General features: G+C 54.0%; 14 protein-coding genes. 7 read left to right on the top strand and 7 right to left on the bottom strand.

Annotation, left to right across the window (positions count from 1 at the left end):
* Window positions 1-14: 14 nt before the first annotated feature.
* The 3 genes from ampH (at window position 15) to CRO87_RS02945 (ending at window position 4,118) form a co-directional block, all read left to right on the top strand.
* Window positions 15-1,172: a D-alanyl-D-alanine-carboxypeptidase/endopeptidase AmpH gene (gene ampH, locus CRO87_RS02955; protein WP_097161434.1), complete on the top strand. Its 1,158-nt coding sequence runs from the start codon at window positions 15-17 to the stop codon at window positions 1,170-1,172.
* A gap of 131 nt (window positions 1,173-1,303) precedes the next feature.
* Complete coding sequence (gene hemB, locus CRO87_RS02950) at window positions 1,304-2,278, top strand: porphobilinogen synthase (protein WP_097161433.1); 975 nt, start codon at window positions 1,304-1,306, stop codon at window positions 2,276-2,278.
* Window positions 2,279-2,396: 118 nt separating this feature from the next.
* Window positions 2,397-4,118 (top strand): lysophospholipid acyltransferase family protein, encoded by a 1,722-nt coding sequence (locus CRO87_RS02945; protein WP_097161432.1) that lies wholly within the window; start codon window positions 2,397-2,399, stop codon window positions 4,116-4,118.
* Here the strand turns inward: CRO87_RS02945 and tauD are convergent.
* The 4 genes from tauD to tauA are packed head-to-tail and all read right to left on the bottom strand — an operon-like array spanning window position 4,103 to window position 7,516.
* The gene (gene tauD, locus CRO87_RS02940; RefSeq protein ID WP_097161431.1) at window positions 4,103-4,954 is read right to left on the bottom strand and encodes a taurine dioxygenase; all 852 of its coding nucleotides are present in this window, start codon (window positions 4,952-4,954) and stop codon (window positions 4,103-4,105) included. The two genes, CRO87_RS02945 and tauD, sit on opposite strands and share 16 nt — an antisense overlap.
* The gene (gene tauC, locus CRO87_RS02935) at window positions 4,951-5,778 is read right to left on the bottom strand and encodes a taurine ABC transporter permease TauC (protein WP_097161430.1); all 828 of its coding nucleotides are present in this window, start codon (window positions 5,776-5,778) and stop codon (window positions 4,951-4,953) included. The genes tauD and tauC overlap by 4 nt, the downstream gene beginning before the upstream one ends.
* Complete coding sequence (gene tauB / locus CRO87_RS02930) at window positions 5,775-6,542, bottom strand: taurine ABC transporter ATP-binding subunit (RefSeq protein WP_097161429.1); 768 nt, start codon at window positions 6,540-6,542, stop codon at window positions 5,775-5,777. The genes tauC and tauB overlap by 4 nt, the downstream gene beginning before the upstream one ends.
* An 11-nt stretch (window positions 6,543-6,553) precedes the next feature.
* On the bottom strand, window positions 6,554-7,516 hold the full coding sequence (tauA, locus tag CRO87_RS02925) for a taurine ABC transporter substrate-binding protein (RefSeq protein ID WP_097161428.1): 963 nt from the start codon (window positions 7,514-7,516) through the stop codon (window positions 6,554-6,556).
* Window positions 7,517-8,025: 509 nt separating this feature from the next.
* On the opposite strand from tauA, the gene CRO87_RS02920 reads away from it, so the two are divergent.
* Both CRO87_RS02920 and CRO87_RS02915 read left to right on the top strand, forming a co-directional pair.
* Window positions 8,026-8,403 (top strand): DUF3302 domain-containing protein, encoded by a 378-nt coding sequence (locus CRO87_RS02920; protein WP_097161427.1) that lies wholly within the window; start codon window positions 8,026-8,028, stop codon window positions 8,401-8,403.
* Window positions 8,403-9,545 carry an HlyD family secretion protein gene (locus tag CRO87_RS02915; protein WP_097161426.1) on the top strand — a complete coding sequence of 381 codons (1,143 nt, stop codon included), beginning with the start codon at window positions 8,403-8,405 and terminating at the stop codon, window positions 9,543-9,545. Before CRO87_RS02920 ends, CRO87_RS02915 begins: the two co-directional genes overlap by 1 nt.
* A 27-nt stretch (window positions 9,546-9,572) precedes the next feature.
* Here CRO87_RS02915 and CRO87_RS02910 read toward each other — a convergent pair whose 3' ends face one another.
* From CRO87_RS02910 to CRO87_RS02900, 3 genes are all read right to left on the bottom strand, one after another.
* Window positions 9,573-11,279, bottom strand: a complete 1,707-nt coding sequence (locus tag CRO87_RS02910) for a GGDEF domain-containing protein (protein ID WP_097161425.1) — start codon at window positions 11,277-11,279, stop codon at window positions 9,573-9,575.
* 223 nt (window positions 11,280-11,502) lie between these two features.
* The gene (locus CRO87_RS02905) at window positions 11,503-11,949 is read right to left on the bottom strand and encodes a hypothetical protein (protein WP_097161424.1); all 447 of its coding nucleotides are present in this window, start codon (window positions 11,947-11,949) and stop codon (window positions 11,503-11,505) included.
* Entirely contained in the window at window positions 11,942-12,658 is a 717-nt protein-coding gene (locus CRO87_RS02900; protein WP_097161423.1) for a hypothetical protein, read from the bottom strand. Before CRO87_RS02900 ends, CRO87_RS02905 begins: the two co-directional genes overlap by 8 nt.
* A gap of 715 nt (window positions 12,659-13,373) precedes the next feature.
* Here CRO87_RS02900 and CRO87_RS02895 point away from each other — a divergent pair.
* Both CRO87_RS02895 and CRO87_RS02890 read left to right on the top strand, forming a co-directional pair.
* A complete protein-coding gene (locus tag CRO87_RS02895) occupies window positions 13,374-13,982 on the top strand; it encodes a LuxR C-terminal-related transcriptional regulator (RefSeq protein ID WP_097161422.1) in 609 nt (202 codons plus the stop codon).
* A gap of 53 nt (window positions 13,983-14,035) precedes the next feature.
* Entirely contained in the window at window positions 14,036-14,590 is a 555-nt protein-coding gene (locus CRO87_RS02890) for a fimbrial protein (protein WP_097161421.1), read from the top strand.
* The last annotated feature ends 23 nt before the right edge of the window (window positions 14,591-14,613 follow it).

Raw genomic sequence — 14,613 nt, 5'->3', positions numbered from 1 at the left:
CATGGATGCTTTCCTTGAAACGTAGTTTGCTCCTCCTCGCGGCGCTGTGTGCTGCCTCGCTGCCTGTCGCCCAGGCCGCTCCAACCTCTCCGGACCCGGTTTTTGCTTCTGACATTGTCGATCGCTACGCCAATCATATCTATTTTGGTAGCGGCGCGACGGGCATGGCGCTGGTCGTGATTGACGGTAACCAGAGAGTGTTTCGCAGCTTCGGCGAAACGCGTCCCGGCAACAACGTGCACCCACAGCTCGATTCCGTGATTCGTATTGCCTCGTTAAGCAAGCTGATGACCAGCGAAATGCTGGTAAAACTGCTGGATCAGGGCGTGGTCAAACTCAACGATCCCCTGAGCAAATATGCGCCTCCGGGTGCAAGCGTACCGACTTATCAGGGCGCGCCCATCACGCTGGTGAATCTTGCCACCCACACCAGCAGCCTGCCACGCGAGCAGCCCGGCGGTGCCGCGCACCGGACGGTCTTCACCTGGCCGACGCACAGCCAGCGCTGGAACTGGCTGACCACGGCGAAACTGACGAAAGCGCCGGGCACCCAGGCGGCCTATTCTAATCTGGCGTTCGATCTGCTGGCCGATGCGCTCAGCACCGCCGCCGGGAAGCCCTACCCGCAGCTTTTTGAAGAGCAAATCACCCGTCCGCTGGGCATGAAGGACACCACCTTTACGCCATCGCCGGACCAGTGCCAGCGCCTGATGATCGCGGAGAAAGGCGCAAGTCCGTGTGATAACACGCTGGCGGCGATTGGCAGCGGCGGCGTGTACTCCACGCCGGGCGATATGATGCGCTGGATGCAGCAGTTCCTCTCTTCTGATTTTTATACCCGCAACCAGCAGGCCGATCGGATGCAGACGCTGATTTATCAGCGCAGCCAGCTGACCCGGGTGATTGGCATGGACGTGCCGGGCAAGGCCGACGCGCTGGGTCTGGGATGGGTCTACATGGCACCGAAAAACGGGCATCCGGGTATCATTCAGAAAACGGGCGGCGGCGGCGGCTTCATCACCTATATGGCGATGATCCCGCAGCACAACATTGGTGCATTTGTGGTGGTGACCCGCTCCCCGTTGACCCGCTTTGTGAATATGAGCGATGGCATCAACAATCTGGTCTCCGAGCTGAGCGGCAACAAACCGCTGGTTGTGCCTGCCTCCTGATCCTCACGATGCCAGGGGCAAACGGCCGAACAAGCCGTTTGCCCTTTTCCGTTTAACCACCACGATAGTGAAACAAACACCACGTCAATCGGGTAAACTCTGCCCATTGTCCCACTACTTTCAGGCCTATCATGACAGATTTAATCACCCGTCCTCGCCGCCTGCGCAAATCCGCGGCGCTGCGCGCCATGTTTGAAGAGACCTCCCTCACCCTCAACGATCTGGTGCTGCCAATCTTCGTTGAAGAAGAGATTGACGATTACAAGGCTATCGAAGCGATGCCTGGCGTCATGCGCATCCCGGAAAAACACCTTGCCCGTGAAATTGAACGCATTGCCAACGCTGGCATTCGTTCGGTGATGACCTTCGGCATCTCGCACCACACCGATGCCACCGGCAGCGACGCCTGGAAAGAAGATGGCCTGGTGGCGCGCATGTCGCGCATCTGCAAGCAAACTGTGCCGGAAATGATCGTCATGTCCGACACCTGCTTCTGCGAATACACCTCGCACGGCCACTGCGGCGTGCTGTGCGATCACGGTGTGGACAACGACTTAACGCTGGCAAACCTCGGCAAACAGGCCGTTGTGGCGGCAGCGGCTGGCGCTGACTTCATTGCGCCGTCGGCGGCTATGGATGGTCAGGTGCAGGCGATTCGCCAGGCACTGGATGCGGCAGGCTTCACCGACACCGCCATCATGTCCTACTCCACTAAGTTCGCCTCGTCGTTCTACGGCCCGTTCCGCGAAGCTGCAGGCACCGCGCTGAAAGGCGACCGCAAGACCTATCAGATGAACCCGCTGAACCGCCGCGAAGCGATTCGCGAGTCGCTGCTCGATGAAGCCCAGGGCGCAGACTGCCTGATGGTGAAACCGGCAGGCGCCTACCTCGATATTCTGCGTGATATCCGCGAGCGCACTGAGTTGCCCATTGGCGCTTACCAGGTGAGCGGCGAATACGCGATGATTAAGTTTGCTGCACAGGCAGGCGCCATCGATGAAGAGAAAGTGGTGCTGGAAAGCCTCGGCGCAATTAAGCGCGCGGGTGCCGATCTGATCTTCAGCTACTTCGCCCTCGATCTGGCCGAGAAGAAAATCCTGCGTTAATCCCCTTCGCCCGGCTCCCTCGCCGGGCGTATTGCCTTCCCTAAAACATCATCTCGCTGACACCTAACCGTCACGCCACGCCCCTATTTTCGTCATCAGGACGACAAAAGGAGCCGCTATGTTCAGTCTCGATAATGTCCTCGACGATCTTTGGCCACAGGCAACGCCAGCCCGCTGGCAAAAGAGCCTGCTCAAAAAGCTGCTCTACGAAAAGGAGTTTCAGCAGTTTGCTGCCGATCACCCACATTTGCGCGGGCTGGATATGGTCGAACAGGTGCTGGAGCACCTGCATATTCGCTGCGATATCACCCCTCGCGAGCTGGAAAACATCCCCGAACAGGGTCCGCTGGTGATTATCGCCAATCACCCCACCGGCACGCTGGACGGCCTGGCCCTGCTGTATGCCGTTTCGCGCGTGCGCCGGGATGTCAAAGTCGTCACCAACCGGATGCTGTCGCATCTGACGCCGTTGAGCACCCTGTTTATTCCCGTGGATAATATTAATGGCCGCACGCGCAAGTCCTCCCTGACTCTGATGGAGCAGCAGCTGCAAAATGGCGGCGTGCTGATTTTCTTCCCGGCGGGTGAAGTTTCCCGGCTGACGCGCCAGGGTGTCGCCGACGGTCACTGGCATCCGGGGTTTATCAGGCTGGCTGAGAAGTTTCGCGCCCCGCTGCTGCCGGCGTTTATTCACGCCCATAACAGCCCGCTGTTTTATGCCTCGACCTGGCTGTTGCCGACCTTTTCCATGCTGTTGCTGATGCAGCAGATGTTCCGCCGCCGCGGCTCCAGTCTGCCGGTCACGCTTGGGGAACGCATTCCCTGGGAAAGCTGGTATCAGCCGCAGCTCGCCTCAAAAGAGCAGGCGAAGCGCTGCCGCCAGCATGTGCGGCTGCTGGGCAAAGGACTACCGGGGAAATTCAGAACCGAAAGCGCCATTGGCCGGCCCGAAGACAGAGCGCTTCTGCGTCGTGAACTTGCCCGGGCGGAGTGTCTCGGCACGACCGCCGACGGAAAAACCATCTACCTCTGGCAGCGGAAGGATATTCAACAAGAAGTGCCGCTTCTGCGCGAATTGGGCCGCCTGCGCGAGATCGCGTTTCGCGCCGTCGGCGAAGGCAGCGGGAAACGCCGCGATATCGATCGCTATGACGATGACTATCTGCATCTGATCCTGTGGGATGAAACGGATCTGGAGATTGTCGGCGCGTACCGTTTTATGCCCACCGCGCAGCAGATCGAGAAACGCGGGATCGACGGCCTGTACAGCCACAGCCTGTTTCACTATGACCAGAAGATGGATGACGTCCTTCAGCAGGGTATTGAGCTTGGCCGCAGCTTTATTCAGCCGCGCTACTGGGGAAGACGCGGGCTGGATTATCTCTGGTCCGGCATTGGGGCTTATCTGGCGCGTTACCCGCAATACCGTTATTTGTTCGGCCCGGTGTCCATTTCCGGCGGCTTACCGCCTGCGGCCCGCGATTTGCTGGTCGCTTTTTATCGACTCTGGTTCCCGGCAACGCATCCCCTTGCCGTCTCACGCAGCCCTTACCCCGCCTCGCTGCCGGATGTGCTGGCGCAGTTTGGCGGTGAGGATTATACGGAAGATCTTACCCGTCTGAAGTCGCTGCTCAACAATCTCGGCTGCGCCATTCCGCCGCTCTATAAGCAGTATTCAGAGCTGTGTGAGCCCGGCGGCGTGCAGTTTATCGATTTTGGCAGCGACCCGGCCTTTAACCACTGCGTTGACGGCCTGGTGTTGGTGGATTTAACCCGAATCAAGCCCAGTCGTTATGAACGGTACATTGGATCGCACAGGACAGATCAACTCGCCCGATAAAACGGCTTATCACCGAGAATAGTCGCGCGGTGCATTATGCGCCGCTGCGGCAGGTAATCGGCGTTAGCGTAATGCTGCGTGACGCGGTTGTCCCAGATGGCGACATCGCCCTCCTGCCAGCGCCAGCGCACCTGAAACTCCGGCTTCGTCACGTGGGTGAACAGATACCCGAGCAGCGCTTCACTCTCTTTCTCCGTCACGTCCACAATCCGCGTGGTAAACCCTTCATTGACGAACAGCGCCTGCTTGCCGGTGACCGGATGCGTGCGCACCACCGGGTGCAGCAGCGGCGGATTTTTTGCCACCGCGTTCAGCCAGCGCTGGTGCTCCTCCTCAGACTTCAGGTGCTTCCACTCCGGGAAGGATTTACGGAAATCGTGCTCGGCCCGCAGGCCACTCAGCAACGTTTTCAGCGGTTGGGAAAGTGCTTCATAGGCGGCAATGCCACTGGTCCAGAGCGTATCGCCCCCGGTTTCCGGCAGCTGTTTTGCCGCCAGAATCGCCCCGGCAGGTGGCGTGTCGATAAAGGTCACATCGGTGTGCCAGTTGTCGTTATCTGGCGGATTATCGTCATGGGTGTCCAGCACGATAATCTCTTCAACGCCCACGGCATGCGGGTATACCGGGTGGATATGCAGATCGCCAAAGCGCTGCGCCAGCGCTCGCTGCTGCTGCGGCGTAACCGGCTGTTCGCGCAGGAAAACGACCTGATGGCGCAGTACGGCGTGGTACAGCTGTTCAAACTGGTTATCGCTCAACGGGCGGGTTAAATCGAGTCCCGCAACCTGCGCCCCGATAAATGGCCCCAGCGGGCTGATATTCAGACGTTCACTCATGCTATTTCTCCATGCCATGGCGTCAGGCGGCGTTGCAGCGCGCGCAGGCCCAGCTCTAATACGAAAGCGATAACGGCAATCACGCCGATCCCGGCCAGTACCACGTCAGTTGCCAGAAATTCCCCCGCGGACTGCACCATAAACCCTAACCCACGCGTGGCGGCGATAAGCTCCGCGGCCACCAGCGTGGACCACCCCACGCCCAGACCGATGCGCAACCCGGTGAGGATCTCCGGCAGCGCGCCTGGCAAAATCACAAACCACAAAATTTGTACCCGACTGGCGCCGAGCGACTGTGCCGCGCGCAGCCGTACCTGTTGGGCACTTTTGACACCCGCCAGCGCCGACATCGCCACCGGTGCGAAAATGGCCAGGTAGATGAGCAATATCTTCGACGTCTCACCAATCCCAAACCAGATAACCATCAGCGGCAGATAGGCCAGCGGCGGGATCGGGCGGTACAGCTCAATCAGCGGATCGAGGATGCCGCGCACCGTCGGACTCAGCCCCATGGCGATCCCCACGGGAATACCAATGACCACCGCGGCCAGCAGTGCAATCAGGATCCGCATCAGGCTGGCGGCCAGGTGTTGCCAGAGGGTTGCATCCATAAAGCCCTGCGGCCCGGCGATGGTCAGCAGCTTGTTCAGCACTGCTCCTGGTGGCGGCAGGAACAGTGGCGCAATCAGCTGTAATGCCGTCACTGCCCACCACAGCGCCAGCAGTATGCCGAGCGTGGACAGACTGAGCGTCAGCTGGCGTGACAGCGGCCAGCGCCAGCTCTGCGTAGTACGGCGGTTTTTTTCTTGCAGCACAATGCTCATGAGAAAGCCTCCCGATGCTCGAAGACGCGGCTCAGCACATACTCACGCTGGCGGATAAACTGCGGGTCGGATTTGATAATGCGGCAGGGTTCACCGGCGACAAAGCGACGGGCAAAGTCGAGCGAAAGCCTTTCCGTCACGGTGCCCGGCCCGGCTGAAAGCAGTACCAGATCGGTGGCCATAAAGACGGCCTCTTCAATGTCATGCGTGATGAGCAGCACCTGCTTGCCCGTTTCATTCCACAGGCGCAGCAGCAGGGTCTGCATCTGCTCTCGGGTGAAGGCATCCAGCGCGCCGAAAGGCTCATCCAGCAGCAGCAACTGCGGGTCTGCTGCCAGCGCTCGCGCAATGCCGACTCGTTGACGCTGGCCACCGGAAAGCTGCCAGATATAGCGTTTCTCTGCGCCCTCCAGCCCCACTTTCTTCAGCATCTGCCGGGCGGTTTCCAGCCGTTCGGGTTTGCTCACTCCTGCCAGCTGCAGGCCAAACGCCACGTTGTCCTGCACGTTGCGCCACGGCAGCAGCCCCTCATTCTGAAACACCACGCCGCGCTCTGCACCCGGGCCCTTCACCGGCTCGCCGTTCAGCGTGATGCTTCCGGAGCGATGCGGCACGAACCCGGCCACCAGATTTAGCAGCGTGGTTTTTCCGCAGCCTGATGGGCCAAGCACCACCAGCAGTTCACCGCGGTCGACGCTCAGTGAAACGTCATTCAGAACCGGCTTGCCGCCGTACTCTGCGCTGAGATGAGAGATTTGCAGCATGGTGATCTCCGCTACTTCACAAACTTGTCGGTCACGAACTGGCTGTAATCGGCAGCGACGGCGGGCACTTTACCCTGCTCTTTCAGGAACTGTGCGGTATCCACGATAGCCTTATTGACCGGGCCATTAAGCTGCTGCGCCTGCTGTGCGGCGGTGAGATAGGTGTTGCCCTTTACCAGACCCGGTACATCAGTTTCCGGGACGCCACTCAGCTTCGAGAGCTTTTGCAGGTTGTCCTGCTGCTGCAGCCAGCCGTCAGGGTTATCAATATAAGGCTGCTGTGCAGCAATCGCGCTGCGGACAAAGGCTTTCACCACTTCAGGATGTTGCTGGGCAAAATCTTTGCGGACAACCCACACATCCAGCGTTGGCGCCCCCCATTGGCCGACTTTGGCTGAATCAGTCAGTACCGTGCCGTCTTTCTCAAGCTCGTTTACCGCCGGGGCCCAGACGTAAGCGCCGTCAATATCGCCCCGCTGCCAGGCAGCAATGATCGCAGGTGGCTGGAGGTTCACAATTTGCACCTGGCCTGGCTTGATACCCCAGTGCTTCAGCGCTGCCAGCAGGCTGTAATGAGTGGTGGAAATAAACGGCACGGCAATGCGTTTACCGATCAGATCTTCCGGTTTGCTGATGTTCTTTTTCACCACCAGCGCTTCAGAGTTGCCCAGCTGTGAAGCAAGCAGGAAAACTTCAATGGGCACCTGCTGGCTTGCCGCCACGGCCAGCGGGCTGGAGCCAATATTGCCGATCTGCACGTCTCCGGAGGCCAGCGCCCGCACCACGCTCGCGCCACTGTCAAATTTGCGCCAGTCGACGGTCGCGCCACTCTCTTTCGCAAAGGTGTTATCTGCCTGCGCCACTTTGGCGGGCTCGGCTGAAGTCTGATAAGCGACGGTGACGTTAACCGCCTGCGCCTGGAAGGTGATGAAGGCCAATGCGGCCAGGAATGAAATCTGCGATGTACGTGCCATGGTGTCTGCTCCCCTTGTGGTTATGGGCGCAGTATTTCCGGCAGCAGAAATTTGAGGAAGGAATTAAAACGTCTGGCTAATGCCAATCCGTTTTTAGAAAAAAAGTGGCAAAGCTTAGTTGTTTTGCCGCACCAGCGTCAGCTTTCCACGACGACGCGAAAGCTGTGGACTCGATGTGGTTATCAGAAAAAGAAAGGGTCGCCAGGCCATAAGGACCTCCTGTATCACTTTCTTTCAGCATGTCTGGCTCACACCATCACCGCCGTCAGGCAAAAGCCTGATCTTATCCGGCAGAGTCATCCTTTCTTCTGAGTCCGTAAATAGCTGGGCTGTTATTTGTTTATTTTTACTTCACAAACATATTTTCAGATAAATATCAGCATGAAAAGTTTAAATTTATTTTTATATAAATACGAGTTTGCCCACTCCGTAGCTTTATGGTCTTCTCTATTCTGAAGGTTATTTCATCTTGAATCATTCGCTTATTTTTCTCTCTGGAGAGTTTAATCATGACCCTGGACTATGTTGCCCTGGCAATACTGACTGTGGTGCTTATTGTGTTCTTTTATGGGATCATTGCCATCCACGACATCCCTTACGACATCGCTAAAAAACGCAACCATCCCCATCAGGATGCCATTCACTATGCGGGCTGGGTTAGCCTGTTCACCCTGCATGCGCTGTGGCCGTTCCTGTGGATTTGGGCCACGCTGTGGCGTGAAGACCGCGGCTGGGGAATGAACCGCATCAGTGAAGACCAGCAGGTCATCCATCAACAGATGAATCATCTGCTGATTCAGGTCGAGAACTTAAAAAACGAAATTAGCCAGATGAAAAGTGCCTCGCCGATTGCCTCCGCGCCCGCAGTCACTCAGGAGGAAAAATAATGGAAACGTTATTACTGCTCTGTTATGCCGCCCTGTGCGTCATTATTTTTAAAGTTTTTCGCATTCCGCTGAATAAATGGACTGTGCCTACCGCCGTTCTTGGGGGGATTATTTTTATTTCCCTGATTATTCTGGTGATGAACTACAACTATCCCTTCAGCGATGTCGGTAAACAGGCGTACCGCACGGTGCCGATTGTGTCGCAAAACCGCGGGCGCGTGATTGATGTGCCAGTGAAGCCCAACACGTTGCTGCAAAAAGGCGATGTGCTGTTTCGTATCGACCCGACTCTGGCTCAGGCTAAAGTTGATGACCTGAAAGCGCAGGTGAAAGCGGCGAGCCAGGACGCCCTCTCTTTGGATGCTGGCCTCGACCAGGCACGTGCCGACCTGAGTAAAGCTATCGCTGACCGTGACAAAGCCCAGCGTGAGTACGCACGTTACAACGAAGGTCACGCGAAAGGTGCGTTTTCCGATCAGATGGTTGATACCCGTCGCCAGACCTACAAAGCGACTGATGCGGCCGTAGTGGCTGCCAGGGCTAAAGTCGAGCAGGCCCAAAACAACCTTAATTCTGTGGTAAACGGGCAGAACACCAAAGTTGCCTCTCTGCTGGCGCAGCTACGTGAAGCGGAATTCCGTCTTGAAAACACCGTCGTTCGTGCGCCTTCTGCAGGCTATGTCAGTAACGTGGGTTTGCGGGAAGGCACCATGTCGACCGCGCTGGGCCTGGCGCCAGTGATGACGTTTGTCCCGACTGACGCCGACTCACAAAACAGCTACGTGGCGGCCTTCCGTCAGAATTCGGTCCAGAGACTGAAACCCGGCTACAAAGCAGAGCTGCTGTTCCCGTCGATTCCGGGCACGGTGTTTAGCGGAGAAGTTGTGGAAGTGCTGCCTGCCATTGGTGAAAGCCAGTTCCAGGGCCAGGGAAAACTCCTGACCACTGCCGACCTGAGTAATCAGGGGCGCGTGCTGGTGAAGGTAAAAGCGAACGATCCTCGCCTGAAAGAGTACGCGCTGCCGCAGGGGACACAGGTGGAAATTGCCGTCTATTCCGGCCACTTCAAAGAGCTGTCACTGATTCGTAAGATTTTGATCCGCATGAAAAGCTGGGAAAACTACGTCTTCCTCGATCACTAAAAGCGATCCCCTCGAACGAGGGGATTTTTATCTGTTTTCAGGCAAGCCACAAACTCTGTCCCGTCCGCTGTTTTTCGCTTCGTACAACCTCGCATCCGCTTCCGCTATCACCTCACTTAGCTCACGCTGCCAGCCATAAGCCACGCCAAAACTGGCGGTGATGGAAAAAGCTTCCCCCTTCGGGCCCTCGAATCGGAGCCTGCGGATTTCGTTCTGGATGCGGGAAGTATAACCCGCGATATCTTCATGCCCCTGAGTACGGAACATCACGCCAAACTCTTCCCCACCAAGGCGAGCAATGACATCCCCTGGGCGGCTGAACTTCATAAGCGTGGTCGCCAGCGCCACCAGCACTTTGTCACCGGTCGGGTGGCCCCATGTGTCGTTGATTGATTTAAAGCGATCGACGTCGATCATAATGAGCCAGGCAGGGTGATCACGGTTGGCCTTCGCCAGCAGAGAACCCGCCAGCGCATCAAATGCCCGGCGATTAAACAGATGGGTCAGCGGATCTTCTTCCGACTGCCGCTGCAGCATTTTGCTCAACTGAGTCTGTTCACGAAGCTTATTGCCGAGCGTACCCAGGGATGAAAACAGCTCCTGAACCTCTTCGGCCGTACTTTCATCCATCAGGGCATCCTGATGATGGCCCGCGATGATCCCCGTTGTGATCTGGTTAAGCCGCAGAATGGGCTGCAAAACACGTGTGCGGATGTAGTAAATCATCCCGATGGTTAACAGGCAGAGCACACCCAGAATCGCCACCACCATCAACAAATGCAGCAACGCTTCTTGCTTGGCGCTGACATAATGCTTTCTCACGCCTTTCAGATAGGTATCCAGCAGCTCATTAAATGAAGTCAGACTGCCGTGATAACTCAAGGCGAAACTGTCGGCATTGACGCTGTAAACCATGCCTTTCTCACTCTCCGCCTGAAGCGTTTTGATGAGTGCCACGCCCTGCTTTTCAAACTGGTGGCGCACAGTCTCCAGCCGCTGAGGAAAACCGGGTAAAAATCCCGCTTCCTCACCCTGGGTTCGCAGCAGCCACCACAGTACGTCAATACGTTCCATGCCACGACTTAGGGCTTCGTTATTATGCAATGGGATAGGCATATGGGTCGCCAGAGGGATTAGCAACTGAGAGCCGAGGCGGCCTGTGGCGTCACGTAGCTCGCCTAAGGCCTGAGCACGCAAAATTGGCCCGAGCGCCGAGGGCTCGAGCATTAAAAATGCTGACGTATGCTGGAACAGCGCTTCATGATAAAAATCGGTCGCAGCCACCATCTCATTGATGGCGCTTTGCGCTTTGATGGGATCTTTAAGCACCTTGTCCTGATAGTAGTCGATGCTCTGGCGTGAGCGCTGCAGCTGATCTACCGTCGCGGCCATGAGTGCCTGAGATAACAGGTTGGCCGGAATCTTATTAAGATCGCTGTCGGTGAGCTGACGACTCGTCTGCAACGCCTGCCAGGCTTTGGTTTTAGTCTCCAGCGGGCTAAGCACCAGCTCATTGGCATAGGCACGCTCACTCGCAAGGTCATTAGAAACCCGCAACACAAGGTAGAAATTGTCGAACTGGGTGACATCGTTCTTCGCGCTGTTCCAGGCCTGCCAGGAGCCAGAAAGCAACCACCACGAAAGAATCGATGTCAGGACAATAGTGGCCCCAGCGCACCCCCACAGATAGCGCAGAACGTTAGAAGGTGAAGAGGTATTTTTGGGTTTTTTCATTCGATATACCGGCCATGCGATTTCTGTCACAGACCCCGCCAGACCTGCAGTGGATGCTCAAGTTAGACAAAGTGTAGCGCAGCGCCGCGAGGGATTGTTTCTCCTCGTCATTTTACCGTAGTAGCCTGAAGACCCAAACCGATTAAATGCATCTGTTCATTTCGAAGAGTGCTCAGGGTCGGCATTTAAATGTGGAAAAAGAGGATTAACGTTCCCCTGCCCCTCAGGGCTTTGAACAAATAAACAGAACGTCCGAGACGTAGCTGATTGCGAGGCTATATTCAGAGAAATCACTGATACTCATAAACAGATGCATACCTTCTTTTAAAAAGAAGCCAGGATAATGCCTTTGCATCGCGTCCAGACTGACGGTCTCCGCTGAAAATGAAATGATTTCTTTTGAGACAAGCTGGTAACCCGTATCATCCACCGATTTATAATCAAACATAACCTGGCGGCTGATTATCGATTTTTTTCCTGCCTCGTCAAAAATGCCGTACATAATCATTGTGCCAATATTATCCGCCATGTGTAGCTTGTAGGTTATCGAAACGGTATCGACGTCATGATGTAATGTGTGAGTAATTTTACAATCAATGACTTTTTCTGCGCTGACGGCAGAAGCGGAATACACGACGGCGATAATAATAGCCGCAAAAAATTTATTCATAATTGTATATCCTGGTAAAGGATTGGCAACGCCTTAATTCATTGTCACACTCGATACCCGTCAGTTTGCCGCGGCTTACGCTCACATACACCGGCTGTTCACTCCTGCAAACAATATGCTGAGATTGCACAATATCTACTGCCTCACTCGTCGACATGTCGTCGCTTTTTTTTATAAAAAGACACTCAGGTAACTCTTTAAGGGTGCGAAAGCGCTGCGAGACATATTCATGCCGGTGAACAGAAATCAACACCAGCGCCATCAGAACGACACATAAACCAGCGATCACCGTAGCCAGCAGCTTATTCTTTTTTAGCCAGGAGCTGACCATACGCTGGTGCACTCCTGCAGCTGTGGAAGGAACTTCCTGTATCGTTATAACCTCCACCGTTGGAGATAGCTTTACCCCTTCCTTAGGAACGGTGATAACCAGTTCATCCTCATAGCCAATGGTTTTCAGCTGTTTACGTAAATTAACAAAACACTGGTAATAAGCGCTGGGTGACGTTGAGGGACCTTTAATTTCTCCCCAGCCAATGTTGTAGAGCTCTTCCTGACTGATAATGTCTCCCTGACGTGCGATGAGCGCCTGCAAACAGTTTGACGCTGGCGCGTGCAAACTGGCGCTTCTATTATCCTTGATGTTTTTCAGTAATTTAGCATCAGGGGAAAATGACAATAAACCATTAATCAGGTAGATCTCGGGCATAGTGTTCGCGTCGTTAATTTTAGGAATTTTCCACCCATAATAACAGACGTTTTTTGAATTAAAAAGATTCCAAATCAATGGGTTAATTTTCATCAATAAATGTTACACCCACGTAGAACACTGACAGAAACTTGCCAAGAAAGCGCTACAACGAGCGTTAAAACCTCGAACTTTTAATTAAGTTTTGACTGATTTTGATTACTTCCCATGCTTTTTAGATCAAAAAGGAACTCAGGGAAGGCGCAGTAAAAGGTCATCACGGTAAAGTAAATAGCGCCCCGGAAGACGGGCCCTGGATAGCGAATTTAATACCCTTACACACAGCAGAAAAGGACCAGAAGTTACTGCAAAAACGATACCCTATATGAAAGAAACAATAATTCACGCTCCAATGGCACTCAACGAGATCAGTGCAATTTAGAAAGAGGTGGACTGATGCAGCTGAATATTCAAACCAGGAATTTGACCAGAAATAAGATTTTTCCAAGGACTATTCCGAATAACGTTAGCGTGATGTGAATGGAAACGTTTCATTGATAACGGTTACTGTCAGTACAACAATCCAAAACCACCTCACAAAACCTCATAAGATCAAAAAAAATGGCTACAACAGAGTAATTGACAGCATGAAAAACCAAAATCAGCATCTTTATAAGGCATTGTTGATTTGTTTATAAAAAAAAATCACATTAACAACACAAACAGAGGGGATAAGATGATTACAACATTTTCTCCTGGGCTCAGTAAAACAGTCGCGATCATGGGAACGGATAATTTTGCCAGAAGTGGAATATCAAATCTGATTCAGGAAATTAGCCCTAGCATCCATATTAAAGCATCGGTACGTGAACAAAAGGTTCTTGACCTTTTTTTATCACAGACAACCGTCGACATTTTATTTTTATCTGAATACAAGACAGGCCCACAGGGGTATGACTGTATTAGTTACGTACAGAAATTAAAAGATGAAAATCCAGGCATGACGATATGTATTTATTCAGCCTGTAGTAATCTTTATTTCTGGGCTGGAGAAGCAGTAGCGGACTATTTATCCATAGATGAACCGATCTACGGGCTACGATACAGATTAAAAAGAATACTGGAATCTCGTCATGGCTCGCTAAGCCGCTTGCCCATTCAGCGGCTTTCGCTCACCAATGCGGAATGGACAGTGTTAAAGGGATTAAAAAATGGCTTATCCATGAGCCATATTGCGCACAATGAAGAAATTCCTTATCGCCGGGTGAGTGCCTTAAAAACCTCGGCAATAAGAAAACTGGGACTTCGAAATAAAACAGATTTACTGGTGTTCCTTACCAGTTAAACATCTATTTATTAGATGTCTAATTTAATCATGCCATTATGTAGGGTAATTTCATGAGCTCGTTTATTAGTAGCAAAACACTGCTGTCCATCAGCTTATTCTCTTTACTGTGCTCCACCGCTGCCGTTCAGGCAGCAGAAGTGAGTGGCGGTACGGTCAATTTCCACGGCAGCGTGGTCACCACCGCATGTGCAATTAGCAGCAACAGCGCAGACATTAATGTTGATCTCGGCGAGATCCGCGCTGCAAACCTGAAAACCGCAGGTAGCGAGGCGGCCACCGCCAAGAACTTCTCAATTGTTTTACAGGGTTGCGATTCCAAAACCTCAACAGGCGTAGCGATTACCTTTAGCGGTTCCGCCGACAGCAATGACCCTACCAGTCTTGCCGTGGGCGCCAACGGGGGTGCATCCACCGCGCAAAACGTTGCCATCCGTCTGTTTGACGAAAATGGTGCACAGGTAAAACTGGGTGTCGCTTCCGGTGTAACCACGCTGCGTGACGGCGACAACACCCTTAACTTCAGCGCGAAATATTACTCATCTAAAGGCAATGCAACCGCCGGTGATGCCAGCGCCGTTGCAACTTACACCCTGACCTATTCCTGATAAATACTGGCCCGTTGCAAAAC

The sequence above is a fragment of the Enterobacter sp. CC120223-11 genome, from assembly GCF_900215375.1.
In the GTDB taxonomy this organism is placed as follows: domain Bacteria; phylum Pseudomonadota; class Gammaproteobacteria; order Enterobacterales; family Enterobacteriaceae; genus Scandinavium.
Note: the sequence above shows the minus strand (reverse complement) of the source record. Positions and strands in the feature narration are given on the sequence as shown.

Bases quoted from the DNA above. Each gene is read 5' to 3' on its own strand.
- CRO87_RS02900 (WP_097161423.1), bottom strand. From the start codon at position 12,658: ATGCCCGAGATCTACCTGATTAATGGTTTATTGTCATTTTCCCCTGAT.
- CRO87_RS02945 (WP_097161432.1), top strand. From the start codon at position 2,397: ATGTTCAGTCTCGATAATGTCCTCGACGATCTTTGGCCACAGGCAACG.
- CRO87_RS02905 (WP_097161424.1), bottom strand. From the start codon at position 11,949: ATGAATAAATTTTTTGCGGCTATTATTATCGCCGTCGTGTATTCCGCT.
- tauD (WP_097161431.1), bottom strand. From the start codon at position 4,954: ATGAGTGAACGTCTGAATATCAGCCCGCTGGGGCCATTTATCGGGGCG.
- CRO87_RS02890 (WP_097161421.1), top strand. From the start codon at position 14,036: ATGAGCTCGTTTATTAGTAGCAAAACACTGCTGTCCATCAGCTTATTC.
- tauB (WP_097161429.1), bottom strand. From the start codon at position 6,542: ATGCTGCAAATCTCTCATCTCAGCGCAGAGTACGGCGGCAAGCCGGTT.
- CRO87_RS02920 (WP_097161427.1), top strand. From the start codon at position 8,026: ATGACCCTGGACTATGTTGCCCTGGCAATACTGACTGTGGTGCTTATT.
- tauA (WP_097161428.1), bottom strand. From the start codon at position 7,516: ATGGCACGTACATCGCAGATTTCATTCCTGGCCGCATTGGCCTTCATC.
- tauC (WP_097161430.1), bottom strand. From the start codon at position 5,778: ATGAGCATTGTGCTGCAAGAAAAAAACCGCCGTACTACGCAGAGCTGG.
- CRO87_RS02915 (WP_097161426.1), top strand. From the start codon at position 8,403: ATGGAAACGTTATTACTGCTCTGTTATGCCGCCCTGTGCGTCATTATT.
- CRO87_RS02895 (WP_097161422.1), top strand. From the start codon at position 13,374: ATGATTACAACATTTTCTCCTGGGCTCAGTAAAACAGTCGCGATCATG.
- hemB (WP_097161433.1), top strand. From the start codon at position 1,304: ATGACAGATTTAATCACCCGTCCTCGCCGCCTGCGCAAATCCGCGGCG.
- CRO87_RS02910 (WP_097161425.1), bottom strand. From the start codon at position 11,279: ATGAAAAAACCCAAAAATACCTCTTCACCTTCTAACGTTCTGCGCTAT.